Origin of the sequence: Paenarthrobacter sp. NPDC058040 (assembly GCF_042885775.1) — a bacterium.
GTDB lineage: Bacteria > Actinomycetota > Actinomycetes > Actinomycetales > Micrococcaceae > Arthrobacter.
Genome location: NZ_JBHVRN010000006.1, coordinates 81,094 through 106,619, shown reverse-complemented (window position 1 = coordinate 106,619; position 25,526 = coordinate 81,094). Strand labels below are relative to the sequence as shown.

At 61.8% G+C, this 25,526-nt stretch carries 19 protein-coding genes; 9 read left to right on the top strand and 10 right to left on the bottom strand.

What is annotated here, in order from left to right:
- The first annotated feature begins 16 nt into the window (after window positions 1-16).
- Window positions 17-1,435, top strand: coding sequence for an aldehyde dehydrogenase family protein (locus tag ACFVSJ_RS09790; protein WP_387436347.1), 1,419 nt, complete (start codon window positions 17-19; stop codon window positions 1,433-1,435).
- Between the two features lie 40 nt (window positions 1,436-1,475).
- A complete protein-coding gene (locus tag ACFVSJ_RS09785) occupies window positions 1,476-2,573 on the top strand; it encodes an oxygenase MpaB family protein (protein ID WP_387436345.1) in 1,098 nt (365 codons plus the stop codon).
- A 383-nt stretch (window positions 2,574-2,956) separates the two neighbouring features.
- Here ACFVSJ_RS09785 and ACFVSJ_RS09780 read toward each other — a convergent pair whose 3' ends face one another.
- Window positions 2,957-3,667: a TetR/AcrR family transcriptional regulator gene (locus ACFVSJ_RS09780; RefSeq protein WP_387436343.1), complete on the bottom strand. Its 711-nt coding sequence runs from the start codon at window positions 3,665-3,667 to the stop codon at window positions 2,957-2,959.
- 241 nt (window positions 3,668-3,908) lie between these two features.
- Between ACFVSJ_RS09780 and ACFVSJ_RS09775 the strand changes: the two genes are divergently transcribed.
- The 7 genes from ACFVSJ_RS09775 to ACFVSJ_RS09745 all read left to right on the top strand — a co-directional run bounded on the left by ACFVSJ_RS09775 (window position 3,909) and on the right by ACFVSJ_RS09745 (window position 15,814).
- Window positions 3,909-5,225 carry an MFS transporter gene (locus ACFVSJ_RS09775; RefSeq protein ID WP_387436341.1) on the top strand — a complete coding sequence of 439 codons (1,317 nt, stop codon included), beginning with the start codon at window positions 3,909-3,911 and terminating at the stop codon, window positions 5,223-5,225.
- A 64-nt stretch (window positions 5,226-5,289) separates the two neighbouring features.
- Window positions 5,290-7,464, top strand: coding sequence for a glycoside hydrolase family 3 C-terminal domain-containing protein (locus ACFVSJ_RS09770; protein ID WP_387436339.1), 2,175 nt, complete (start codon window positions 5,290-5,292; stop codon window positions 7,462-7,464).
- Window positions 7,461-8,321: an alpha/beta hydrolase fold domain-containing protein gene (locus ACFVSJ_RS09765; protein ID WP_387436337.1), complete on the top strand. Its 861-nt coding sequence runs from the start codon at window positions 7,461-7,463 to the stop codon at window positions 8,319-8,321. The genes ACFVSJ_RS09770 and ACFVSJ_RS09765 overlap by 4 nt, the downstream gene beginning before the upstream one ends.
- A complete protein-coding gene (locus ACFVSJ_RS09760) occupies window positions 8,318-10,789 on the top strand; it encodes a glycoside hydrolase family 2 TIM barrel-domain containing protein (protein WP_387436335.1) in 2,472 nt (823 codons plus the stop codon). The genes ACFVSJ_RS09765 and ACFVSJ_RS09760 overlap by 4 nt, the downstream gene beginning before the upstream one ends.
- Window positions 10,790-11,383: 594 nt before the next feature.
- Window positions 11,384-11,725: a hypothetical protein gene (locus ACFVSJ_RS09755; protein WP_387436333.1), complete on the top strand. Its 342-nt coding sequence runs from the start codon at window positions 11,384-11,386 to the stop codon at window positions 11,723-11,725.
- On the top strand, window positions 11,722-15,288 hold the full coding sequence (gene mobF / locus ACFVSJ_RS09750) for a MobF family relaxase (RefSeq protein WP_387436331.1): 3,567 nt from the start codon (window positions 11,722-11,724) through the stop codon (window positions 15,286-15,288). Before ACFVSJ_RS09755 ends, mobF begins: the two co-directional genes overlap by 4 nt.
- Before the next feature lie 19 nt (window positions 15,289-15,307).
- Window positions 15,308-15,814 (top strand): hypothetical protein, encoded by a 507-nt coding sequence (locus ACFVSJ_RS09745; RefSeq protein ID WP_387436329.1) that lies wholly within the window; start codon window positions 15,308-15,310, stop codon window positions 15,812-15,814.
- Window positions 15,815-15,859: 45 nt separating this feature from the next.
- Here the strand turns inward: ACFVSJ_RS09745 and ACFVSJ_RS09740 are convergent, their stop codons facing one another.
- The 9 genes from ACFVSJ_RS09740 to ACFVSJ_RS09700 all read right to left on the bottom strand — a co-directional run bounded on the left by ACFVSJ_RS09740 (window position 15,860) and on the right by ACFVSJ_RS09700 (window position 25,522).
- Window positions 15,860-16,660 (bottom strand): hypothetical protein, encoded by an 801-nt coding sequence (locus tag ACFVSJ_RS09740; RefSeq protein WP_387436327.1) that lies wholly within the window; start codon window positions 16,658-16,660, stop codon window positions 15,860-15,862.
- 98 nt (window positions 16,661-16,758) lie between these two features.
- Window positions 16,759-17,040, bottom strand: coding sequence for a hypothetical protein (locus tag ACFVSJ_RS09735; RefSeq protein ID WP_387436325.1), 282 nt, complete (start codon window positions 17,038-17,040; stop codon window positions 16,759-16,761).
- Between the two features lie 99 nt (window positions 17,041-17,139).
- Complete coding sequence (locus ACFVSJ_RS09730; RefSeq protein ID WP_387436323.1) at window positions 17,140-17,646, bottom strand: single-stranded DNA-binding protein; 507 nt, start codon at window positions 17,644-17,646, stop codon at window positions 17,140-17,142.
- A gap of 51 nt (window positions 17,647-17,697) precedes the next feature.
- Entirely contained in the window at window positions 17,698-18,855 is a 1,158-nt protein-coding gene (locus ACFVSJ_RS09725; protein ID WP_387436321.1) for an ArdC-like ssDNA-binding domain-containing protein, read from the bottom strand.
- Between the two features lie 84 nt (window positions 18,856-18,939).
- Window positions 18,940-19,440, bottom strand: coding sequence for a hypothetical protein (locus ACFVSJ_RS09720; RefSeq protein WP_387436319.1), 501 nt, complete (start codon window positions 19,438-19,440; stop codon window positions 18,940-18,942).
- Complete coding sequence (locus tag ACFVSJ_RS09715; RefSeq protein ID WP_387436317.1) at window positions 19,437-20,747, bottom strand: type IV secretory system conjugative DNA transfer family protein; 1,311 nt, start codon at window positions 20,745-20,747, stop codon at window positions 19,437-19,439. The genes ACFVSJ_RS09720 and ACFVSJ_RS09715 overlap by 4 nt, the downstream gene beginning before the upstream one ends.
- Before the next feature lie 488 nt (window positions 20,748-21,235).
- Entirely contained in the window at window positions 21,236-22,690 is a 1,455-nt protein-coding gene (locus ACFVSJ_RS09710; RefSeq protein WP_387436315.1) for an ATP-binding protein, read from the bottom strand.
- Window positions 22,687-24,168, bottom strand: a complete 1,482-nt coding sequence (locus tag ACFVSJ_RS09705) for an SCO6880 family protein (protein WP_387436313.1) — start codon at window positions 24,166-24,168, stop codon at window positions 22,687-22,689. The genes ACFVSJ_RS09710 and ACFVSJ_RS09705 overlap by 4 nt, the downstream gene beginning before the upstream one ends.
- Window positions 24,161-25,522 (bottom strand): type IV secretion system protein, encoded by a 1,362-nt coding sequence (locus tag ACFVSJ_RS09700; RefSeq protein ID WP_387436310.1) that lies wholly within the window; start codon window positions 25,520-25,522, stop codon window positions 24,161-24,163. The genes ACFVSJ_RS09705 and ACFVSJ_RS09700 overlap by 8 nt, the downstream gene beginning before the upstream one ends.
- Window positions 25,523-25,526 lie beyond the last annotated feature (4 nt).

The window sequence follows — 25,526 nt, the reverse complement described above, 5'->3', positions numbered from 1 at the left end:
ACAAAGGAGTTCGGCGATGTCCACGTCCGCAACCGCCGCTTCCGAGATCCCGCGCACAGACCCGACGGCCATCGCGCGCACCGTGGCGACAGCACGGCGCGCATTCGACTCAGGCCGGACGCAATCGGTGTCATGGCGTCGCGTGCAGCTACAGGCGCTGATGCGGATGCTGTCGGAGTCTGCGGACGAGATTCGGGCCGCGGTGGCCGCCGATCTCGGCAAGGCGCCGGTGGAGGCTCACCTCAGCGAGGTGGGAGCGATCGTCGCCGAAACGAAATCCGCGATCAAGAACCTGCGGCGCTGGACCCGCGACCGACCGGTGGGCGGCTCACTCACTCGCATCGGACCCAGTCGCGCCACAATCCATAGGGAACCACTCGGAACGGTACTGATCATCGGGCCTTGGAACTACCCGCTTCACCTGCTGTTCATGCCGTTCATCGGGGCCCTCGCAGCGGGAAACTCGGTCGTGCTGAAGCCGAGCGAACTGGCTTCGCACTGCTCGGAGCTCGTCGCTCGGCTCGTGCCGCAGTACCTCGATCCGGAGGCCTTCCAAGTCGTCGAAGGCGGCGTCGCCGAGACCACGGAGCTCTTGGCCGAGCGCTTCGATCACATCTTCTATACGGGGAACGGCGCAGTCGGATCACTGGTCATGCAGGCTGCGGCGAAGACGCTGACGCCGGTGACTCTGGAACTCGGTGGCAAGTCGCCCGTGTGGGTCGACAACACCGCGAACATCGAGTCGGCAGCGGCGTCGATCGCGTGGGGTAAATTCTCCAACGCGGGGCAGACTTGCGTCGCCCCGGACTACGTGCTGACGACGGCCGATGTCGCGCCCAAACTCGCTGAGGCAATCGCGGCCCGTATCACGGCCATGTATGGCATCGACCCCAGCACGTCGCCGGACTTTGGGAGGATCATCAACGCCCGCCACACGCAACGTCTTGCAAAGTTGATCGACTCGGGCACAGTTGTCGCCGGGGGCAATGTCGACGTCTCGCAGCGCTATGTCGACCCCACGGTACTCACCGATGTGACCCTTGACTCGCCGGTGATGCAACAGGAGATCTTTGGCCCCATCCTGCCAATCGTCACAGTTGCCGGGCTGGACGAGGCAATCGCTGTAATCCGGTCAAATGACAAGCCTCTAGCTCTCTACGCGTTCACGAACAGCCGCGAGGCGCGGGAGAAAATTGGAGCTCGCACGTCGTCGGGCGGGCTGATGTTCGGCGGCGTCATGGTGCACCTGGGCGTGTCCACGTTGCCGTTCGGCGGCGTGGGCGGCAGTGGCATGGGCGCCTACCACGGCCAACACAGCGTCCGAACGTTCAGCCACGAACGCGCCATACTCCGCAAACTTCCCGGTCCAGACCTGACCCGATTCGCCTATCCGCCGTTCACGGCGAAGAAAGCGAAAATGCTCATCGGCTCTTGAGCCGCGTAACCTTCACCTGCCAACAGAGGAAAATCCTGCAATGACTGTCATCCAAGATAAAAAGGCTGCCGACGTGGTGGTCACGAAAGAACGGCTGTTCGGCTCCGAGCAGCGCTGGCGACGTTTCGGCGTTCCCACACCTGCGGGCGAGAGCCGTCGTGCGGACGGGGCTGTCGACTACGGTCTATTCGGGCCGGGATCGCTGGCCTGGGATATCATCCTGCATCCAGTGACGATCTTCCTGGAGACCGTCGCACAGGGGCAGGTGCAGACCACGTACAAACCCGTCGATGCGGGCGTCCGCGACAAAGATCCGATGACCCGCAAGGGTCTGCAGGGTACCCTGACAATCATGGACGCGTTCGACCGCGCCCAGCGCAACTCCGGCATTCACGCCCCCATGTGGCTCGCTGACACGGCCAGTGCCGAGCGAGTGGCGAAGCACCTGATCGCCATCCACGGCAAGGTCGTCAGTGACATCATCGATGTGGGCGAACCCGAACTGGGCGGATACGCGGCCAACGGCCCCCGCGACGCCATGTGGGCGGCGCTCACCGAAATGGAGTCGATGCTCTGGCTCTACGAAGGGTTGGCATTCCGCGACGGCAAACGCCCTCACTCGGTGACGCCTGCCCAGCGGGACGCGTACATCGCAGAGTTCGCAGCCTATGTGCGTCTATTCCCACATGCGGACGAGCCACCCACGTCACAGTCCCAGCTGGATGCACTGCATGAAAAGTATGCCGATCTCTTCCGACACAGCTCAAGCATGCACACGATGGTCGAGAACGGGGAGGACTACCAAGCGTTCCTCATGCGCAATTTCAAGAAGAACTTCCACCGCTCGCAGGTGCGCGTGTTGATGCCGATGGGCGTGCTGTTCGGCCTGTTTGGCAAAGCCGTCACCGGATGCTTTCCAGACCAGGTGCACCAGTCCATGGGGCTGACGCCCAAACAGAGTCGCGCTGCCCGCCGTGCCCGGAAGATGGCACTGCCACTGGTCTGGATCTTCCAGCAAGGCTTCGCGCAGCGCTACTGGATGCGCCTCATGTGGGGTCCTGATGGTGTCAAGCTCATAGAGCACGCCCGCAAGCTGCACGAGGCCGCCAAGCGCGAACGCGCCGCATCGGCTGCCTGACACCTCACCGCTGCAACATCGAAGGACGCGACCCATGGGGTCAATCACCATCGTCACCCGGGTTCTCTCGTTCTTCGATCCGCCGTTCAACGACGGCTGCCGGTTCGCTGTGGATCGCGCACTCAGCCAGCACGCACTATTTGCCGGATGACTTGCGGCGGGGCCCTCCTTCCGCAGCTCAGGCCTGAAGGAGGCTTCCGTCGAGATTCGCCGGTTGGCCCCAGGTGTTTGACGCCGGGCAGCACCATGGCGCGGTCGGCGACCCGGGCCTGTCAGAATCCGTTGGACAAACGTGCTGAAAGTCGATGGCGATCGAGGTGGGTTGGGGTCCATGCCCGGGTCATTCGCGGCTGGCTTTTAGTCTTTGAGGCAGTTCGGAAAATTTATGCAGGAGCGGTCATCCGCGGAAGGGTGGTCGACGCCGCAGGGCCAGCGAGCTGAGCCGCGAGACCGGCCACAGTGGTCCTGAGCACGAAGTCGAGCTGCGTATCGTCATATGGGGCGAAACCGGAGTTGTCGAGGTTGCGCAGGATGGTGAACTCGTCATTTCTGGACTCATCGAGGAGGCGGTGCAGTTCGGGCGACTGGGGGTGTCCACCGGGTTCTCCGTTAAGGTGAACATCCTGGGCGAAGCCCATCGCAAGATTTGTGACCATCGAGATCGCGCGGGCCGCAGAATCCTCCGTGAAACCGCCACGGATGAGAGATTCCAGAAGTGCCTCGGCCGGACGGACCGATTCGACGTCGGGCTCACCGGAAAGACGGAAGTACAAGGCCAGCGAGCCGGAAGCGATGATGCTCTTAGCGACCGCCACACCGTAGGCCAGAAGAGCGTGATCCCAAGCTGCACCCTCCGGGATTACGGTGCTCTTGAAGCGCGCCTGAAATGAATCCACGGCCAGCAGCGTTAGCAGCTCATCACGATCACTGACGTGATATGTAATCGCCTTGCGGTCGACTCCAAGATCATCGGCCACCGCCTGCATGGTCAGGGCATCTGGCCCGATAGTGCGTGCCGAAGCGACGATTCGCGCTCGTGTGATTCCCGCGCTGTTGCCCGGTCGCCGTCGGGGCTGCTTCTGATCCTTGGTCACGACGACCACTCCCTAACTTCCACGGTGATGAGTTGACATTCATCACACCATAGCGTACATTTCCCGAAAAGGAATTTAATTCCCTTTCGGGAAATCTATTCCAAATCGAATGTCAACGGGACCGCCCGCACCGGCGCAAGCGATGCCACTCGACGCGGAAGCCATCCGCTCTCGTGATAGGGCACCCACAAGTCATTCCTCCGCTCTACCCCACACGACAGAAACGACAAAGGAGTCAAAGATGACTGATCAGGTTCCACTCACTGCATCGGCGGTCGCCGTCCGCAAGCAACCCAACCCTTGGTGGGTGGCGGTCATCTGCGGTATGGCCGGTTACATCGACACCGGTATCGCCGGCGCGTTCGCCGTAGTTCTCGTGATCTACCAGAAGGCGATCGGTCTGCTGCCTGAACAGGTTGGACTCCTCACCGGATTGTTCGGCTTCGGTATCGCACTCGGGGCCATCGTCGGGGGGCGCCTCGGTGACACACTTGGCCGTCGCCGGGTGTTTACAGGAACCATGATTGTCATCATCGCCGGGGTGGCGGTACTGATGTTCTCGAACGCATTCCCCGTGTTGGTCGTGGGGGCGCTACTGATGGGACTCGGAACCGGCGCGGACATTCCAGTCGCGCTCACGACGATGACGGAAGCGGCTCGCACCGACAAGCAGCGAGGTCTCTTCATCGCATTCGGCGGCATCTTCGTCGCCCTCGGTGGGATCAGCGCCGCGATCGTCGGTGGAATCGTCGGGAACATGGGCCTCGTCGGTGCGCAGATCCTGCTCGGCCAGCTTGGCGCTATCACTCTCATTGTGCTCATCCTCCGCCTCACGATCCCCGAGTCCGCCAGTTGGCTGTTGGCGAAGGAGGAACGGCGTCGGGGCATCGATACCGTCCGAGCGGACCGATCGTCCGTCAAGGATCTTCTCCGTCCGCCATACCGTGTGCCGTTCTTCGGGCTGCTGGCCTTCTATGCGCTGGTCATGGCTTCCGCCGTTCCGATCGCCCAATACAGCACCTACCTTCTGGTCAACGTCGCGGGAGTGTCCATCGCCGACGCGTCGCTGACAGGTTTGTTCGCGATACCGATCGCGATCATCGCGATCACGTTGTCATTCTTCCAACTCAGCAACGCCAAATTCCGTTTTCCACTGTTCAGAGTCGGCGCCGTTCTCCTGGTTGTCACTCCCTTCATCCCGGTGGTGTTCGGGTTTTCTATGGTCACCTATTTGATCTTTTTCTTGCCTTCCGCGATCGGTTCGGCGCTGGCCAGCGAAGGCATCATGAAATTCTGGGCCGCCCGTTCGTTCCCGGTGCTACTTCGCAACACCGCTGTTGGCGTGATCTTGTCCGTGGGTCGGTTTGCTGTCGCTGGTTACGCAATCGTTGTCCCGTCGATGGTGGCGCTCGGGGTCGACGTTCTACTGATCTCCATGTCGATCGTGGCGCTCCTCGGGGTGTCGATCGCATGGTTCACTTTCCGAACGCGCGACAAGCACAGCGAGTTCGACACCGAGACGGTACTCGAGACCCGTGTCGCACTTGCCCACAACTGATCCCCACTAACCAAGAGCGGCCCACGTTTGCGTGGGTCGCCGGCGCGCAGACGAGAGACGATCCATGGTTCCCAAGAAGAAGACGCATTTCAGCTTTGACGACGGGGTACGCGCCGTTCGCGCGGGAGCACTGACACCTGCGGACGTCGCAGAGCGGCTCATCACGCAGATGACCGACAAAGAACTGCTGTGGATGCTGGATGGTGACGTGCCGCTACGTGCCATCATCACGCTTCCGGCCAAGATCAAGGCCGGTCCTATCGCCGCTGGTGCGATTCCACGGCTAGGTATCCCCGGCGTGCAATTCGTCGACGGGCCACGCGGGGTCGTGGCGGGTGCGTCCACGGCGTTTCCCGTCACGATCTCACGTGGTGCGTCCTGGGATCCGGAGCTGGAAGAAGCCATCGGTCTTGCCATGGGACTGGAGGGTCGCGCACAGGGCGCGAACTACTCGGGGGCGGTGTGCATCAACCTTATACGCCACCCAGCGTGGGGACGGGCGCAGGAATCCTATGGGGACGACCCAGTGCTTCTCGGTCAGATGGGCGCCGCTCTTACGCGGGGACTCCAACGCAACGTGATCGCCTGCGTAAAACACTTCGCCTTGAACTCCATGGAGAACGCACGGTTCAAAATCGACGTCACCGTTGACGAGCACGCCCTGCACGAGATCTACCTTCCGCACTTTAAGACCGTCATCGACGCGGGCGCCGAGTCCGTGATGAGCTCGTACAACTCCGTGAACGGCGAGTGGGCCGGCGATAACAAGGTGCTGCTGACCGACATTCTCCGGGACGAATGGGGATTCGACGGTTTCATCACAAGTGATTGGGCATCCGGCATCCACGACGCGGTTCGTAGTCTCCATGCTGGGCTCGATATAGAGATGCCGATGCGTATGCACAGAGCACGTGACCTGCCGAAAGCAATCATCGACGGAAGCTTAAGCAGGGAGTCCATCCTGCTGCCGGTGCGCCGCATCCTGTCGACCCTTGTGCGGCACGCCGCCGCGCGCGATCAGAGCACACCGCCGAGGTCAGTACTCGCGAGCCCCGCACACCGCGCCCTCGCACGCAGAGCCGGAGCGCGGGGAACGGTGCTTCTGAAGAACGAGCCCGTCGAAGGTGCAGCACTGCTGCCGTTGGACCCCTCGATTCGCCGGTTGGTTGTGATCGGAACCCTCGCAGTCGAGGCCAACATGGGCGACCACGGGTCGTCACTAGTCCACCCGCCGTCATCCTCATCCGCGCTCGACGGATTGCGCGAGGCGCTTCCCAGTGTAGTGATCACCCACGTCGACGGAACCGACCTCGCAGCTGCCCGCAAGGCGGCCGCGTCAGCTGACCTGGCAATCGTCGTCGCCGGTATGAGCTTCGACGACGAGGGTGAGCGGGTGGAGAATGAAGAACCCAGCGATGTGCCGATCTTCGGATGGCCGATGAACACCACCGTGGTCGGTTGGCTACTCAAGAAGATCGCCCGACTAATAAGCCAGTTCGGCAAGGGGGGCGACCGCACAACACTCACGCTGCACGAGCAGGACGAACAGCTCATTAAAGCTGTCGTCGAGACGAACCCCCGCACGATTCCCGTCATCATCGGTGGCAGCGCGATCATTATGGAGAACTGGCGCCACGAAGTCCCCGCGATCCTCATGGCTTGGTATCCCGGCATGGAGGGCGGACGCGCCATCGCGGATGTGCTTACCGGCGCCCAAGAGCCGGGAGGCCGGCTGCCGCTAGCTATTCCCAAGGACGTCGCACACCTGCCGTTCTTCGACGCCTCAGCCAGTGAAATCACCTACGACGCCTGGTGGGGTCAGCGCAAACTGGATCGCGACGGCAACAGAGCGGCATACCCCTTCGGCTATGGGCTCGGGTACACGACGTTCGAGATGGAACTCATCGAGCATCACGCGTCCGACGCCGGTGGCGTCGCCACCGTTCGGGTGCACAACACGGGCGCCCGCGCCGGGTCTACCGTCGTGCAGGTCTATGCTGTCGAGACGTCAGGCGCCAGCCGCGTTCCGCAACTGATCGGATTCCGCCGCGTGCGCCTAACCCCAGGCGCGGAGACCACTGTCGAGGTAGCGCTCGACCTCAGTCCCACACGCGAACGCGACCCCAGCTCCAAGACCTGGTCTCGGCGAAGAGGGAATTGGCAGCTGATCTGTGATGCTCACAGTCCGGCTGACTTCAACGCAGCCCGGCCCCTATACTCCGATGCGAGGTCTCGGTGAGCGTCGATGGCATCCATGTGACCGACTCGACCGTAGCAGGACGCACCGGCCATGTTATCCCCATACGGGACTATGCGCCGGACGAAGTACGACATACAGTCCCGCTCGTATGGGTGCACGGCGGGGGATTCATGGGAGGCGGACTCGATATGCCGGAGTCCGACGCGGTCGCCCGTGCGATTGCGCACAGCGGCCGGCACGTGCGTGCCGTCGACTATCGTCTCGTACCCATGATCAACTTCCGCGGCACCTTCCGTCCGAAGCCGTCCGCCAACAGGTACCCCGAACCGTTGTTCGATGTCCTCGACGCGTACAAGGACCTCGCCTCCACTCAGCCAAGTACACGTTCTCCTCTCCTAGGAGGAACAAGCGCCGGCGCGGGGCTCAGCCTGTCCGCCGCGACCAGGCTGCGGGACGGGGACGGGCCCCCGCCGAGCGGACTCGCTCTCATCTACGGCACATTCCATGGGCGACCGGTAACGGTGACCCGGGAGCTTCGCTCGAGGATTCGAATGAGCGACCGCGCGATGGGTATCTTCCTGGGTAAGGAATCACTGGAACGGATGAACATGAACTACGGCGGTTCCCCGGAAAGCCTCGACGATCACGCCGTCTTTCCCGGGGGAGGCGATCTGCGGGGATTGCCGCAGACTCTCGTCATGAACGCTGACCGGGACAGTCTCCGAGCCTCCGGCGATGCGCTCGCCCAGGAGCTCATTGACGCAGGCATCGAGACGACCACGCAGATCCTTCCCAACACGACCCATGGATTCCTCAACAAACCCAAAACCCGCCACTTCACAGACGGCACGCATGCGCTTGTCACATGGATGGACGATCAGAAAGCACACCAATGATTCGCCGATCCTTCAATGACAACTGGACTGTCGCGCCGAAGAAGACGCCGTTCGACAGTTTCACCGGAGGCGCCGATGCGCTGCCGGTGACGCCGCTGCCGGTCACGCTGCCACACGACGCGGTCCGTGACCTCCAACGCTCCCCGGATCACCCAGGTGGTTCGCACACAGGCTACTTCCCCGGCGGCTACTTCCGGTACGAGAAAGTCTTCGATGTACCCGCGGAGCACCGCGAAAAGGTCGTCGCCGTTGAGTTCGAAGGTGTCTATCGCGACGCGATGGTCTACATCAACGGGGACCTCGCGGCGCAGCGCCCCAACGGCTACGCCGGGTTCGTCGTCGACGCGAATCCCTATCTACGCTTCGGGCAACCGAACACGATCGCTGTGGAATGTCGATCCCACCAGGACTCACGCTGGTACACCGGCGCGGGCATCTACCGTGACACCCATCTCGCCGTGAGCGACCCCATTCATATTCCGCTCGACGGTGTACAGGTCAGCACCGAGTACGTGGAAGGCCTTCGCGCTGTACTAGCCGTCGCCGTGCTGGTGACGAACGAAACTCGCGCCACTCGCACAGTCCGGGTTGAAACCACCGTGACGGATGCCGACGGGGCAGTGGTCGCTGCCGGATCTTCACCCATCACCCTGTTGCCGAACACCTCCGGTGTGGCGCGCTTCAGATTGAACGTCGACGAAGCCCGGCTGTGGAGCACGGAGCTGCCCAACCTTTACGCAAACCACTCCGCAGTTCGCGACGGCGACGTCCAACTTGATGAGGACCGGACAGTCTTCGGCATCCGCGAGGTGCGCGTTGACGCGGTCGGCGGACTCCGCATCAACGGCGAGCAGGTGAAGCTCCGCGGCGCGTGCGTCCACCACGACAACGGACCTCTCGGTTCGGCCGCCATCGCTCGCGCGGAGGAGCGGCGCATCGAGATCCTGAAGGCATCCGGATTCAACGCGATCCGCAGTTCACATAACCCCACGAGCAAAGCCATGCTCGATGCGTGTGACCGCTTGGGCGTCCTCGTGATGGACGAGCTCACGGATGTTTGGACCGTCGCCAAGACAGGGTTCGACAGCTCACTTTCATTCCCGGAGTGGTGGGAACGCGACATCGAGGCGATGGTGCGCAAGGACTTCAACCACCCGAGCGTGATCTGCTATTCGATCGGCAACGAAATCTTCGAGACCGGAAGCTCGATCGGAAGCACCTGGGGACGGAAACTCGTCGAGAAGCTGCGAATCCTCGACACGACTCGATTCGTGACCAACGCCATCAACCCGACTGTCTCGGTCTTCGACACCATCGCAGCGATGATGTCGGCCGCCGGGCAGCAGCAGGACGTCAACACCGCGATGGGCAGTATGGGCGACGGACTCGCCCAGCTCGTAGTTTCGGACCTCGTCACCGGCGCGATCGAAGAAGCTGCAGCGCAAGTGGACGTCGTCGGGCTCAACTACGGCGATCAGCGGTACGAGCAAGATGCTGAGCTCTTCCCCCAACGAGTGCTCGTAGGCTCTGAGACCAATCCCGGTCACATCGACGATTTATGGCGGCTGGTGACCAAGCACGACCACGTCATCGGCGACTTCACCTGGGTCGGGTGGGACTATCTGGGCGAGAGCGGCATCGGCCGCGTGGACTACACGGATGAGCCTGGCTACAAGAACAGTGGCCTGAGCGCCGCCTACCCCTATCTCGTGGCATTCGCGGGCGACATCGACATCACCGGGCATCGCCGTCCGATGTCGTACTACCGCGAGACGGTGTTCGGTCTCGCCGCCGCACCATACATCGCTGTCCACCGGCCGCAGAACTATGGACGCTCCACCGCATCTTCCGGCTGGGCGTGGTCAGACTCCGTGTCGAGCTGGACATGGGCCGTCCCGGCCGGTTCACCTGTCGTCGTCGACGTCTACAGTTCCTGCGATGAGGTGGAACTCATTATCAATGATGAGGTCATCGCCCGGCATCGCGTCGGTGCGGAAAAGGCCTTCATCGCACGGTTCGACACTCACTACCGGGCCGGCGAGCTGACCGCGATCGCCTACCATGACGGCGTCGAGCAGAATCGGACCACCGTGGTAACTGCCGATGGTCCCGTCGCGATCGACGTGCGAGCCGACAAGGACACGGTCCGTGCCGACGACACCGACCTCGCCTACGTCGAGATCTCGCTCCGGGATCGCCACGGGACAGTCGTCAACAACGCCGACCGCGCGATCACCGTTACCGTCACGGGAGCCGGAAGCCTTGCCGGCCTAGGAACCGGGCGACCTTCGACGCAGGAGCGCTTCGATGCGGCGACGTGCACCACCTTCGACGGCCGAGCACTGGCCATCATTCGCCCGCACAGTCCCGGGAAGATCGACATCCAAGTCGAGGCCGACGGCTGCCCGCCGGCAAGTGCCTCAATCGAAGCCGAAGAACTGATACACACGTCAAGGAGAATCGCATGACGAAGACAAGTGCGTGATGGACCCCGTTTTGGAAGGTACCCCTCCGACGGCATCAGCGACCGTTGTGTTTGACCCTTGCACACACGGTCGTGCTTGAAGGCACCTTGGCGCAGGATTCCCGGATTCGATGCCGTCCCCTGACTGGTGGGCGAAAACTGTAAACCTCTATGGTCTGTGAGTCATGGTCCCGCGCCGATCCGTGTTTAGGATCATCTGCAGGAGTTGATTATCCCTGGCATGTTTGCCGCAAGCCTAGGGGTGCCTGGCCGCCACAGTCCGTCATAAGCCCGTTAGGCGAGCGCAGCATCCCTGAATGGCGGACGTCCCCAATGGAACGGGGCACTCCCCTATTCGACGAACCAGGTTTTCGCCCGTTCAACGAAAGCTGAAACCCCTCCCAAGTGTCAAAGATGTCTCCAATCCCGGGCGCTTTCGAAGACCAGAACGTCTGCATCCCGACATCAGATGCGCCGACCACCCCTGATGAGCTTAGACAGCAACGCGTGCGTCAAGTCGTTCGTTCACACCTCTGGCATCCAAGGCCCTCGGACCAAGGAATCATGATGAATGAGCCTGCAGACCGCATGAACTGGTATGAACAAGCAGAGCTCCGGACAGCGAGCACATATCGAGCCTAAAGACAGCGACCATCGCGCGGAGAGGCTCTTGACCGAGCTGCGATCGCAGTCCTCCGAGCTCGAGCGTTTACATGCCATCTACGACGAACTGGAAACCAGAAACGGCCTTCTCCACAACGAGGTCCTGCGGCTGAAACGTGCTCAGAGAACAAACGTTCAGGATCTCGCCCGTTTAGCAGCCGTTTTACTTCAAGTTTCGCGCACCAAAGGCATCGCCCTCGATCCAGTGACACTCGACATCATCCGTCGGCGAGGCTGGCTGCCCACGAAGAATCGTGCGGGAGCACCACGGCCATGACCATGTCCATCGCCAGGCTCTCCGTCCGCTCGGGGCTCAAGTACCTGTTCAAGTCCACGATGCTGGACGACGTCTACCCCACTCCCCCGAACACAATCAGCTACTACGTCAAAACGGGAACGCCCCAAGGCCGCTGGCTGGGCAACGGCCTCCGCGGCATCGCCCGCACATCAGGGGACACAGTCACCGAATCAGGCGCACGTTCGGTCTTCCAAGACGCAACCCATCCGGACACTCAGGTCCCACTGGGGCGGTCACACGGCCAGCCCGCAGTCGACCAAAAGGCTCCCGAACCCACATCGGGGAGGCACGCCGTCGCCGGCTTCGACCTCACGTTTAGTGTCCCGAAATCCGTCTCAGCGCTGTGGGCCCTCAGCCCTCGACTCCTCCAAGACCAGATGCTGCAGACACACCACGAAGCCATCGAAGCAACGCTGGCCTGGATGGAAGAGCAAGTCATCAACACGCGATCCGGTCGAAACGGGGTGGCGCACGTCGGCACTAGAGGAGTGATCGCAGCAGCATTCGACCATTGGGAATCCCGTGCCGGCGACCCTCAGCTCCACACCCACCTGGTCATCGCGAACAGAGTCCAGCGCATAACGGACGGCGCTTGGGTCACCTTGGACTCCAGATCCCTGTACAAAGCCGTCGTCGCCGCCAGCGAACACTACAACGGGCTCCTCTTCGATGCCCTGGAGACGACCCTCGGAACAGAAACCGACATTCGAGCCCCAGCACAAAACACCCATAACCCCAGCCAGCAACTCACTGGCGTCTCTGAAGCCCTTATCCGCGAATTCTCTAACCGCTCAAGGCTCATCGACATCGAGACCGATCGCCTGATCCAACAGTGGACAAGCGAACACGGAACTCCCCCGACAGCAACAACCACCATTAAATTCCGCCAACAAGCCACCCTTTCGACTCGCTCTCTCAAGGATGCATCGCCGTCACCGTTACGGATCCTCTCCGCACAGTGGCGCGACAGAGCAATGGCCAAGGGTTTTGATCCCGAATCCGTCGTAGCTTCCACCATTCGGCGCACCCGCTCACGTCCCTTCCGCGTTGGCGACTTTGCCCCGGACTGGATTGCCGCCGTCGGGCTTTTCACCCGACAGCGGGTGGCCGCAAAACGGTCAACCTGGAATCGCTGGAACTTGATCGCCGAAGGTGAGCGCGTGTGCGCTGAGATCCGCTGCGCTTCCCCAGCCGACCGCAACGCGCTGATCGATGCCGTGGCCACCGCGGCGGAGCGTCAGTCTGTGCCGCTCAACGAGTATAGGTACGGCGTCCCCGCGGAAGCGGCGGATGATCTGCGATTTGCCGGGCGCAGCGTCTTCGACTTCCACGGGTCGCGCCTCTACACGGATGAGTCGACGCTCGGCTTCGAGGACGAAATCCTGGCAGCGAAGAACGACGACGGCGGTCTGGCCTTGCCTGTTGAAATCACCTTCGCGGCGCTTACGGCCTACAGAAATGGTCAGGGGTCACCACTGCACGATGACCAACTGACGGCAGCGTCGAATGTCCTGATGAGCTCCAGCAGGCTCGACGCCATCGTCGGTCCCGCAGGAACCGGCAAGACGACGACGCTCGGCGCGGTGAAAGCAGCGTGGGAGGCAGCGCACGGAGTGGGCAGCGTAGTTGGGCTGGCGCCGGCTGCTGCGAGCGCCGAGGTTCTTGGCTCGGAGCTGCGGATGGTTACTGAGAACGTTGCCAAGTGGCTGCATGAATCGGCTGGTTCTGGTGCAGCCGAGCGGGCAGAGCGATTCTTTCAAGCGGACGATCGACTCCGCGGGGCAGCCGCTCCACACGGCCAATTCGCTAACCGGCTTCAACAAGAAGTCGCTCGGCTGGCCGCCGAGCAGTTCCAGTGGCAGTTTCGCCCCAACCAGCTCGTGATTATCGATGAAGCCTCCATGGTCTCAACATTCCAGCTCGCAGCCTTGGTGCGCCAGGCGAAGGAGGCGGGAGCCAAGATCCTCTTGGTTGGGGATCCAGCCCAGCTCGATTCCATCGATGCCGGCGGCGTGCTTGGTTGGCTTGATCGGCAGGGAAAGGCAGCCCGGTTGAGTACGATCTGGCGCTTCAAGGATCCGTGGGAACGCTCAGCCTCCCTGGGACTGCGTGATGGACGTCCGTCTGTGCTCACCGAGTATGAGGATCACGATCGCCTCAGACACGGCCACTACTCGGACATGGTCGACCGCGCCTACTCCGCGTGGCACTCGGATGTCTCAGCTGGCTGCGTCTCGGTTTTGATAGCTCCTGATAACGAGACCGTCCAGATGCTCAATGAACGCGCCCAGGCCGACCGGGTCAGTCTGGGTGCTGTGGACGCGGAACTCACCGCGATCCTTCGGGACGGGCTTCGGGCCGGTCGTGGCGACATCGTCATTGCCCGTCGAAATGACAGATCCATTCGCGATGATCGAGGTGAGTTCCTTCGCAATGGGACGCTCCTCGAGGTCACGGGAGTCGATAGATTCCACCGCGGTCTGCGGGCGGTACGTAGAGATAGTGGAGCCGGCGTAGCCATGCCGAGCACGTATGTTGAGTCGTCCCTGCAGCTGGGCTACGCCACCACAGCCCATCGCAGTCAAGGCCTCACAGTAGACACCGGCCACACCGTCGTTACCCCCGGCCGCCTCACGCGCGAGCTGCTCTATGTCAGCATGACACGGGGTCGGCACTCGAATACGGCCTATGTGAGCGAGAACGACCCTGACGAGGACGAGATCCTGGACCCAAGCGCCCATTCGGGTTGGCGGGTGATCCTCGGCGAGGTCCTAGCCGCTGAAGGTGCGGAACGAACCGCCCACGAGGTGCGGGACTTCGAACAGCAGCACGCCGACTGCCTTGAGCGCCTGAACCGCGAGTACGATTACCTGGCTCAAATCGCTGCGGGAGTGGAGCTGGCCAAGGCTATCGAAGGTCTAACGCCCGGCCACTCTGAGGAGATGCGCGAATCTCCAGCTTGGGGCGCCGCCGTTGCTGCCTGGCGCCGAGCCAACAACCTAAGCCGTGCAGGAGCTCTACGAACCTTGAACGAGGCTATGAGCTCCGATGCCAAGGCACGAGACCTAGCCGCAGTAGTCCACACCCGACTATGCAGGTTCTGTTCGGCGATGCCCCAGTCGCCTTTTGCTCCATTGACTGAGCGGTTGACGGTAGACCGGCCAGATTTGGCAGCGTTGCTGGACCAAGTACGACGTCGGATTGGGAACCGTGCGGAGCGCGTCGCTAAGGCAGCGCTACTTGATGAGCCTGAGTGGGCCACAGAATTGCTCAAAGACGTCAGGGCGGGTGCAGATCCGTTCGAGAGGACCGCGTTGATTCGCGATGTGGCCGTGTATCGAGATCGCTGGGGTGTGGGTAGCGCGACTCTACCCCTCGGTCCGGCTCCCGCGGACTGGGAATGGGAACAGCGCTCACAGTGGGACAAGCTGCGGCGAGCAGTTAGTCAGGCCGCCACACCACGTCCGGAGCCAGAAGTTGTCCACAACTCGTATGATGTCGACTCCCGAATAAGCCTGACAGGTGCTGGATGGCAGCTTTAGACTGGAAGCTGGAGCACTCATGCAGATCAACCCAGTCCTCACGCCGAGAGTAGCAACGCCCGCTCTGATTGTTGCGAGCGCAGTCGCGCTTGTGCTTGCCGCGATCCTAACGGTGCTGAGCTTCACGCTTTCCGGCACGGCCTGGTTGCTGGTCGCTCTCACGACTCCCTGTGTAGTGGTCCTGGTCTTCTGGGCTAAACGTCTCCAAAGCAAGCGGCAGTGGCAGACCGAAACAGCAGCTCAATGGAAACGCCTTGAAAGCCTAAAGAAGGCTAGCGGGACTACAAGCGAGGTCACCGTGCTGAGCGTTGACGCAGTGCAGCCGACTGGATCGTGGATCACGATTCGGTGGAATCGTTTCGACTACATCCAGCCGGCGTGGATCGAAGCGCTCGCCGAGCCCATCTGGCCTGGTTCTGTTCTGCTGATCCGGCCGGATCCCGCCCAGGTGCGGCCAGGAGCTCCGTGGCCGGAGACCTACCGCATCAGCGGCGGCCATGTCTTGGGGTGGGCCCCGCCTCTCTGACTTGCGAGTGGCACATGCAGCCTCAAGGTGGCTCCCACGGACCCACTACTTCAGGCCGAAAGCTGATTCCAGCAACTTCGCATATCCAAAGTAGAAGTGCGACATTCCAACTAAGGTATCGTGAAACTCAAATTCGGCGATTGCCGCTCCTCGCTCATCCTGGAAGAGTGCCGCGTGGTCGTTTCGTCTTTCGCCCCAGTGGATGTATTCGCCATAGTTAAAAAGTGCGATGAGTTCCAGCGGCGTGTGCCTCGAGCGGACCGCAAGTTCTTTGGGAGCGCCCAAGGCTTCCATGATCTTGGCTTGCCCACGGTCAGACAGCGAGCGTTCAAGCAAGGCGGCGCGGGTCCGATGCCACTGCTTCATTATGTCCAAACGGGCATCTCGTTGGTCGTCATCAGCATTGGCCGCTGCCTTACCCAGTATGCTGCGCACGGCCTTGTAGTTTGCATTTTCATTCCCCTCGGAATGAATCTGACGGAACAACACGACAAATCCACGTAGCGCCTCCTTGGGCGGACTGTCCGCTGTGATACGGTCTCCGCCGGGTCCAGATTCGAAAGTGATGCCACCTTTGTGATTCAGGAGGCTATAGGTGGCCAGCTCGCGACAGACACCCAAGTAGCGCAGAACAGCGTCCTTGTCATTGGATTCCAATTCCACATCCAAGGGCTGGAACTGGGCAGGATCGGACAGACCAAATACGAGTTGAAACTTCTGCCACTGGAAGTAGAAACCTTTTTCATCTAGGGCGTATTCCAGATAAGGCGGGGGAAAGCGAAGCGCCGCATCGGCCGCTATTCGGAACTGCTTTTCTTGGAAACTCAACTGGCGGGGCGACGTCATGAGGCCATACTAGCCAAATCAGCTTGAGTCCCTTCTTCGGTTTGCGCCAACCTAACATCGTCGACCTAAATGCTGCGCGATTACGCATCGTCTTGTTCCTATAGCGGCCGCCCCCTCCAAGAGTCCTGGTCAACGCGCTTGACCTGCCCAGCCGGGAACCACTCAACGTGATACACCCGCCGGTCGTCCACCCACTCGACCAGCCCAAAGGTCCTCGTGTATTTGATGGCCCGACCATAGATCTCCCCCACGCGAACCAGCGGCTGACTACCAAGTTCCAGCTCGATGATCTTCCCGTCGTCAGGTCTGGGGTGGCTGTTGTCGGCGTCTATCTGGGCCATCATGCGGGCGAAAGCGGTGGAGTCTTGCTTTGGTCTCATATCAACAAGACTAGAACATATATTCGAATGCGGATCCTGAGCACAGGGAAGAGCCCACGCCTCCATGGAGGGGCGTGGGCCTGAAGCGGCGAAGACGGATCAAATCGTCATGTCATTCACCCGAGCTCCGCCTAAAGGGGACACCACAACCGGCCCCTTCGTGGTCACGTTGTACGCGGGCCAGCCAGTCGCCGTCGTGGCTTCTGGCCCAGCAGCCCCCAGAGTCGCTTCGGGCTCGGCAGCTGCCCGCGCAGAACGTTGATACGTGGCCGTGCCAAAGCGAAGGTCCGGTCCAATGGTGTCAGCAATGATTCGCCGGGCTTCACGCCGTTCCCCGTCCTTGTCGTAAGCACGGAATTCAAGCTCACCCGACACCGTTACAGGGTCACCCTTCTTCAGGGAAGTAGAAGCGTTCTCCGCGAGCATCCGGAACGCAGACACGTTGTGAAAGACCGGCTCGCCATCTCGCCAGGTACCGTCCGGGTTTGGAATCCGCTGGTTCACAGCAACGCGGAGCTTTGCGTGCGGAGTTCCGGACTCCCCGATGATCAGTTCGGGATCTGCGACTAGGTTCCCCGTGATAGTGATCGGGATCTTCGTATTCATAATGGTTACCTTCCTTAGTCGACGGGCTTCTCCCGACGGACATCTGCGCGTTCAGGGACCAGCAATCTCAGGACCGTTCAACGACGCGTTCGGGCCAGGGACGCCGGCATATGTCGGATTGGCCATGAGAGTCCGGTCAGCACTGACGGCAGCGAACTTCCCTCCGAATCCAGGAGGATCCGAGACAGCCAGGATCCCTTTCGTTGCCGCAGTCACCCGCCCCAGCACTGACTTTGCGATGTCGACGCGCGACGTCGGCACCCAGCTTTCTGAGGAGTCATGCTTCAAGTCCTTCTCCGCACGGATCACTGCGTCGGCCCAGCCAGCCAGATAGGATGCTGACTGCGCTCCACGGTCGATTCCGTGGGCCCGCAGGACGGTATAGGCAACCGATTCAGCTTCCACTTCCGCCAGGCCTCGATGGTTCGCGCTGCTGCCATACAGTCGCCCAAGGCGGTCGTTCGGTCCGTGCAAAAGGACGTGGCCGAGTTCGTGGGCAAGAACCGCTACCCGCTCCTCGTCGTTCATCCAGGCACCAACTTGGATTCGACGAGCATCAAAGTCGGTATAGCCACTGGTGTAGCCCTGTTGAAATCCCGACACCTCAACCCGGAAGCTGTGTTCCTTCGCAACCTCCCGCAGGGAACTCCACAGGTCACCCACATCCGCCCCACCTTGAGCATCCGCGCGAGGCACCAGCAGCGGCGTGCCCTCCGTCTGAGTGACATCAAAAACGGCCTGCCCGCGCCAGCCAGTGATCACGTTCTTCTTGCCTCTGCTGATGGCATCATCGGGTGCAGCCTGATTCGCTGGCAGGAGCTTGCGCTGCCCGTCAGGCAAAATCAGTTCCTGCATCGAGGCCGTTCGCGGCGCGATGACCCAGAGCGCGTGCTCTCCCCGCAGAACCGTTCGCCCATGCCGGGCCCACTCTTTGTAGCCGGCCACAAGCGTCGGCTCCTGGGTACCGCGCTGTGCCATTTGCATCATCAGCAGGGCGACGTTGCCCCCGGAATAACGCCACAGGGTTGCGGAGGCGTCGAGCAGGACTTGCCAGCGCATGGGCGAATCGATGGCTTCCTCAAGTGCTGTGTGAAGTCCCCTCGTCAGGTCGGCTATGCGTTCCTCGGGCGAAAGGCGAACGTTTGACGGCGGCGGGGCGCCTTCTTCAGCCCCGCTTGCGTCAGCATTCAGTTCAGATGCAGAGGCCACGACAGCCATCCTTCGTGCTTCTAGACGGCCCCAAGAAGGGATCACCTATTTATGTCGAGCGACCGGAGCAACGGCATGACAAAATCAGCTGCGGGTCTGATGGGTACCCAGCTTCCAGTCCTCGAAGGCCGGTTCGGCCGACACAATCCTCACGACCGGTTCCTTGTGGCACTGCAGCCCGACGCACCCTGCGGTCCGCGTGTGGGTTCGGAGACGCTCCACGCCGTGTGGCAGCCTTTCGTGGAATGCGAGCGGCCCGAATCCCGAATCGTCTGACGTAAAAGATGCTGCTTCGGCCCGCTGAAGCGCATACAGCTCGGCCACGATCTCCGAGTGTCGCCACCAACAATCCGGCACCACCGACGTCGTCAGCTGATAAGTGGCAACGAACCAGCGCACCCAGTCAAAGAGGCTCTGCCACACCACTTCCGCCTGCGCCGATGACATGTCCCGCCAACGATGGGTCACACCCACGCTGCGCGGCGACGGCTGGAACGAGGAACGGAACAGTTCCGCCGTGAGTTCATCATCCAAGTCAGATACGCGCCCCACCTCGAAGTCAGAATCGTCCGCCTGGGTGCTCATGAATCAGCCTCGCTGTTCGCTTCCTGCCGGCTCAGGTGGCCAGCAGCCAGCTCCCGCTCCGTCTCCAGCTTCGACCTCCCCAGTTCAGCGGCGTCCTTGCGTCTATGCCAGTCACGTAGGTCCAAGAGGATGGGACGAGTTCGTCGGCCGAGCATGAGAGCCGTACCAACAGGAAGCCGCCGGATCTCATCTAGGCGGATCACCGGACTCTCCCTGATCTGCTCGCCGTCCTGACGGCCCTGAGACGACCAGGACCTGGTGTTGAGGATGAGGCTCCGCTCCCCCAGCAGTCCCGCCAGCGAGCGCAGATCACGCTCATCCGAGCCGCCACCGAAGATCACCTTGATGATCGCCGAGTCCCAGATGGTGGCAGCCTCTTCGATCGACCATCCGCTCCGCGCCTGCGAGAGCGATTGCAGAACCACGAGCGTAGAGATGCCAATACCACCACCATCAGAAAGCACTACGGGCAGACCAGGCCACGGTGAGAGATTCGCTATCTCGTCAAGGATCAGGGAAAGCGGTGGATCGAGTCGGCCTCCAGGTGCGACAAAGGCCAGCTCTCGCGCGGCGTTGTCGATGTCGTCGATCAGAGCGGACAGGTAGGGGCCAGCGGCCGCCGCTCCAGAGCGTGTACCAATAAGGTAGAGCGTCCCCCGTTGCCTGATGAACCTCTTGGGATCAAACTCTTGAGCTTCGTCCTGTGGGTTCAGCGCCGCCAATACCCTCGGAGATGAGAGTGGAGCCACTGCGGCTGAGACACCAATCCAAGAGTTGGAAGTGTTCCGGGGGTCGTCTTCCAAGATCCCCATCAGATCTGCCTGCCACCCCAATGCCGCACCAGGGCGCCCCAGAATATCCAGTGCCTCCCTGGCCAACACTGGACTGGAGGACCATCTGCGGAATGATGCGATGCCCTCCCCTGACAGCGCAGCGGCATGGAGGAGACATTGCAGCACGATCAGCGAGCGCTTTTGCCACGCGGCATTCTCACCCTTCATCTCTGTATCTGCGGTGATGACGAGTGCCCGTCGGGTTGCGATGTCCGGGTCACTACAACCACGTACCGGCGACCAGCGCAGAGTCGATGGCAGACCCGACATGCCCTGTGGGTCAAAGACTGTCACTGGCCGCCCATCGGACATCCGCGCTCGCATGGTGACCACCAGATTGTCGGCTCGAGTTGATGTGGTGACAACAGCACCGGGCGCATCCAGGATTGCGTTGATGACTACATACAGGCCCTTGCCCGACCTAGGGGCCCCCTGAATGACCATCGACTCTTCGGTGGAAACATGGATAGTCACCCCGCGGGAGCGCCCAAGTGTCCACGAAACATCGTGAATGCTCGGCTTGCTGAGGCCCGGGCGAGTGTATTGCCCACGCTTGCGAACCGCTCTGGCTCCGAAGTCCCGAAGTATCTCTGCCCGGCCAGCGACGCCATCCCTGCCCAGGATGTCCTGACGTAGCCACGCGCCGGACTGTTTCCAGGTTCTCCACGCCAGCGCCGACCCGGCTGCGAGCGCCGCAAGCAACGTGAGGACGACTCCCATAATCCACCAGACTGCCGCCATGTCTAAGGTGCAATTGCGGGAAGCACCAATAATCCAGTCCTGCCGACCAGCCAACAACCCAACGCCTGCAGCGGGGTTGAAGAACGACGGCGGCCTGCCGCCGCACCGCCTCGGCATGGTCACGGCGGTCGCAACCTGGACAAGGAAGCAAAAGGCCACATACCCAGCGACCAACCAAAGACCCACTGAGACCATCGGACTCGTGCTCCCCGCCCGCGTTTTCACAGGTGCATCCGGTCATCGGTGCCGAAGACTTCCAGCTCATCGGTAGTTACCCGGTTCGCCACTATGAACGAACGGTTCCCCACCTTCCAAAGCCCGACGCCCTTCGGCAGATTCTCCACGTGGTCGCATTCGGCCTCGGTGAGACCCAGGGCTTCCTTCGTTAGCCGCATCGCATCATGCTTCTGGCGGTAGATGATGCGGGTATCAGCCTCCGTTAGGAGGCCCAGTGCCTTCTGGCGATGACCGCTCGTACTGTCGCCAATCTCGTTGAGGTCCGCTACCTTGTGCATGATCAACAGGTTCGCGATCCCATAGGTCCGCGCTAGCCGCCACTGCTCGCTCATCTTCGCCAACATGTACGGATCGGCCAGCATCCGCCAACCCTCGTCGTACACCACAAGGCGCTTGCCGCCGTCGGGGTTTGTCACCGCAGCCTCAAGCCAGGTGGCGCTGCAGGCAGCAGCCAAGGACAGCGCCTGCTCGGAAGCACCTATCAAGGCAGAAGTGTCCATGACCATCATGGGAGCGTCGGCGTCGAACGCTACCGTGGAAGGCGCGTCGAACATGCCTTCCAGGTCGCCGGAAACTGTACGCCGGAGGGAGTGGCTGACGGCAACGCCGCCTTCCTTCCCCACCAGATCCAGCGTCTCTTTCGACGGGTTCAGCAGATGGTCGAGCACCATGGGAAGAGTCGGCGTTGAATTCTCGGCGGTCGTCTCCATCAAAGCCATGTCGAGGGCCGTGTGTTCAACGGGATGCAGCGGAGTGCCTTGACGCATCAGGGACACCAGTGCGACCAGCAGTTGCCGTCGACGCTGCCGCACCACCGCATGCCATTGCGTGTCGCTGAGTGAGCTCGGGCGGGGTCCGGCGTCGAGCGGGTTCACACGTGCGGCCCGTCCCGGTCCAACGGAGATGACTTTGCCACCTACAGCATTGGCGACGCCGACCCACTCGCCTTTCGGATCCGAGGCCACGGCGGCCTTGCGACCGAGGGTGATAGAGCGCGCGACCAGCGACTTCCCACACATGGACTTTCCTGTGCCGACCGTTCCGATGACGACGATGGACGGGCCGCTGATGATGCCCTTGTCATAGAGGATCCAGGGATCGTAGGAGAAGGCGCCGGATCCGAAAACGTCCGTTCCGATGTAGGTTCCCTCGTGGCCCAGGCCCGATTCCGTGATGAAAGGGTAGGCCGCGGCGAACGTCAGCGTCGACGCGCGGTGCGGCGCCGGCCGCAGACGATGAGGTCCCCATAGTGACTGAGCATCGCGACTCCCCCAGTCGCCCAAAAGGCGCTCGCGGTCACTCTGCCGCTCCAGTTCCGTTTCTCGCTGAGACCGAGGCATCCCACGGCGGGGCTTATTGCCTTTGGCTCGCCGTTCAGCCCGGCGGTCCGCGCGCGTGCCCGACGGCGTGTACGTCACCTCTTGGTTGTTGAGCCTCATCGCAATCCCCGTCCCAAGGGAAGTCCTCCGGCAATGAACCCAGCCCACTGCTGCCCCGCAAGCACCCGAAGCTCGACAAACGCGCCTGCGGCTGCTGATTCAAGTTCATGGCGGTGTCGGGCCAGGTCTTCCAGCGTCGAAGCGGTGATCGTGACGAACGCCGTCGGCCTGACATCACCATGACCTGCGACGATCTCTTCCTCCCTTTGAGATACTTCTTCCTCTTCGGCGCGTTGCTCACGGGTCGTCGGCCGATCGAAGCGGGCATTGATGCGCCGGCGGGTTTCATGGGCTTCCTGGGCAGAGCGGATGTCGCGCAGAGCTTCAAGGGTGGGAACGGCCCTGATGACCTGGGTGACCGTGTGCCGGAAGTCGCCCACATAGACGAGAGGATGGAGAAATCCCGGGTACACCTTCTGTCGTGGCCATTCAGCCACCCAGAACGTCTGGTGGAAGCCAGTGTCCGTTCGAAGGTAGGTCCAATGTTCCTCAGCAGCCATGGGCCCTGAGCTGTGTCGCAATGGACCGGCCGCATTGCTTGGCTCACCGTCTCTTTTCCTGCCTGACCGCTTCGATACAGTCTCCGGATCAAACGCACCCCTGAACACCTCGAGCAAGCCCGACTCAGACAACCACTCCTCAACTCTGACCCCATGACTGGATAGCGACGTTGTTATGGCAGCGACCTCAAGCCTCAGCAGGCGCTCAAGACCGTTCTTCTTTCCACCGGACTCCTTGATCCGCCGTCGGGACTTAGACGTGTCGACCACCAGCGACAGCAAGACATCGTGACTCATCGCTGACCCAGCCGCGGAGATCAGATCCTGGTAGGCCATCTGACCCCACGAGCTCCGCTCGCTGTCTACAGCTGGAACGGTCCGGTCATAGAAGTCCTGCAGCGCAGAGGACGGATAGGGAACGGTGTAGTCCTGGACTGTCATCCGCGCGATGTCCGACCGCTGAGCCAACCCGGCTTGCACCCTGGACCATGCCTGGGCCGCCCAAGCCTTGTCGTCATCGTCCAGCAATGCGAAGGAACGGGTGCTGCATCGGAGCACGATGACCGCTTCACGGCCCTGCGAATCGAGCACAACACATTCACCTCGGCTAAGCGGCTGCAGCCTGAGGTTGCCCAGACCCCCAGGAAGTGCGAGCTGGCCGGCCTTGATGGGGCGGTCGGGTCGGACGAGGTACGTGGTCTGCCCGAGAACGCTCCGAACGAAGAACAGCACGATCAACGTGGCCCAGATCGGGTAAGGAATCCTCGAGTACTGGAGAACGCCGACAAGGACCAGCGAAAGCCACACGGGAGCGGTGGCCGCGAGGCCTACTGGGCCGCCGCTCGCGGACGCGATGATGGCCGCCAGAATCCCCGTGGCCACCAATCCCAGTTGGTACCACTTCAGCCCCATGAAGATCCCACGGCGTTCGTACCTTGGAAATTTGACGGGCTCGAGCGCCCGAGTTTCGTCACTCATTGGATTTGTCCGGTGGTTGTGGGCGGTAAGTCTGTTGCCGCTTGATTGGCGGCAGGTCCGACGTCGGCAACGCGCTGCTCGGGTTTCGCACCTCAGGGACACGCGGCGGAGGCGGTGCTGATGTTCGACTGCTGGCGCGTGGACCGGCGCTGGATTGCGTTCCTTGGGCCGTTGTCGTTCGGCCGCCGACATTTGAAACAATTTGGCCTTGAAGGACGGCGCTGCGCGAGTCGGATCTCTCATGAGAAGCCAGCCGATCGGAACCAGTGCTGTTGCCACCAGAGGTTCCTACCGCCGTCGTGCTTGTCAACCTTCTTGGAACTGGAACGGAGGCCGGAAGGACTCGCGTTGGGATGTTTCGGCGACCGGACTGAATGGGCTTCGTAATCGCGGACCGGGCCATCAACGACGCGACCGTAAGCCTGCCGCCGAGCTGTCGGCTAATCTGGCGGGTGGCAATACTGCTGCCCCTCGCAATGATGTGTCCGCCGCCAGCGGCCTGAGCTGCCGCGGCCAGTTCTCCGCCTGCAAAGCTCACCAGTCGCAGCGCCATAAGGGGTGCTCCACAGGCCAAAACCATGCCAACCGTTCCCGCGGCCAGACCAGCGAAGGACTCGGAATCCGCAAACAGCTTGATGGCCGTCGCCAGGACCGTCGCGGCCAAAGGCTTGGCAAGGAGCAGCGCGACAACGATCTCACACCAGCGTCCGGCCCAGGCCTTGGATTTCTCCCAGGGCAGCATCATCAGCGCGACCGGAGCCACGGCCGCGAGTACTGCAAGGGCGAAAGTCCTGAAAATCATGGAACACATAAGGATGAACGCGAGGATCCACACCACGATGACGGCCATGGCGGTGACGATCGCTCCGCCGACGGCGCCTCCCTGGTTGCCCGGCGCGAGCGAGATGACGTTCCATTCGCGGTCTGATCCTGCGGGGGCTCGTTCGAACCCGAAGAGGCGCATGAACACTACGTAGGGATCTGTTCCGATGGATTCGAGGAGGGCATTCGAAGCCTCGTCGCTGACCCTCGTGAGCTGGCGGACGACGTAGACGGCCGCCGCTACAAGCGGCACAGCTGCCGCTCCCCCGATCACGGCCCGCAGCAAACGTCGCGGTTGCTGGCTGATCAGGCCCGAGAGCAACTGGAGGATCATCACGACGACCAGTGGTGTCAGCATGACGATGACCCACCAGTTGGTGAGTCCGCCGATGGCCGTCCACTGGGAGTCGTCGACGTCGGAGACTGTGAAAGCGCCGGTGATGAAGCCCCACATCCATGATGCTATGTTCTGAAGAACGTTCGCGAAGATAGCTGTGATGGAGCCCTGGACGCCGTCGTTCGCCTGGGACACGAGT

Bases quoted from the DNA above. Each gene is read 5' to 3' on its own strand.
- ACFVSJ_RS09790 (WP_387436347.1), top strand. From the start codon at position 17: ATGTCCACGTCCGCAACCGCCGCTTCCGAGATCCCGCGCACAGACCCG.
- ACFVSJ_RS09785 (WP_387436345.1), top strand. From the start codon at position 1,476: ATGACTGTCATCCAAGATAAAAAGGCTGCCGACGTGGTGGTCACGAAA.
- ACFVSJ_RS09775 (WP_387436341.1), top strand. From the start codon at position 3,909: ATGACTGATCAGGTTCCACTCACTGCATCGGCGGTCGCCGTCCGCAAG.
- ACFVSJ_RS09770 (WP_387436339.1), top strand. From the start codon at position 5,290: ATGGTTCCCAAGAAGAAGACGCATTTCAGCTTTGACGACGGGGTACGC.
- ACFVSJ_RS09760 (WP_387436335.1), top strand. From the start codon at position 8,318: ATGATTCGCCGATCCTTCAATGACAACTGGACTGTCGCGCCGAAGAAG.
- ACFVSJ_RS09755 (WP_387436333.1), top strand. From the start codon at position 11,384: ATGAACAAGCAGAGCTCCGGACAGCGAGCACATATCGAGCCTAAAGAC.
- mobF (WP_387436331.1), top strand. From the start codon at position 11,722: ATGACCATGTCCATCGCCAGGCTCTCCGTCCGCTCGGGGCTCAAGTAC.
- ACFVSJ_RS09745 (WP_387436329.1), top strand. From the start codon at position 15,308: ATGCAGATCAACCCAGTCCTCACGCCGAGAGTAGCAACGCCCGCTCTG.
- ACFVSJ_RS09740 (WP_387436327.1), bottom strand. From the start codon at position 16,660: ATGACGTCGCCCCGCCAGTTGAGTTTCCAAGAAAAGCAGTTCCGAATA.
- ACFVSJ_RS09735 (WP_387436325.1), bottom strand. From the start codon at position 17,040: ATGAGACCAAAGCAAGACTCCACCGCTTTCGCCCGCATGATGGCCCAG.
- ACFVSJ_RS09730 (WP_387436323.1), bottom strand. From the start codon at position 17,646: ATGAATACGAAGATCCCGATCACTATCACGGGGAACCTAGTCGCAGAT.
- ACFVSJ_RS09720 (WP_387436319.1), bottom strand. From the start codon at position 19,440: ATGAGCACCCAGGCGGACGATTCTGACTTCGAGGTGGGGCGCGTATCT.
- ACFVSJ_RS09710 (WP_387436315.1), bottom strand. From the start codon at position 22,690: ATGAGGCTCAACAACCAAGAGGTGACGTACACGCCGTCGGGCACGCGC.
- ACFVSJ_RS09705 (WP_387436313.1), bottom strand. From the start codon at position 24,168: ATGAGTGACGAAACTCGGGCGCTCGAGCCCGTCAAATTTCCAAGGTAC.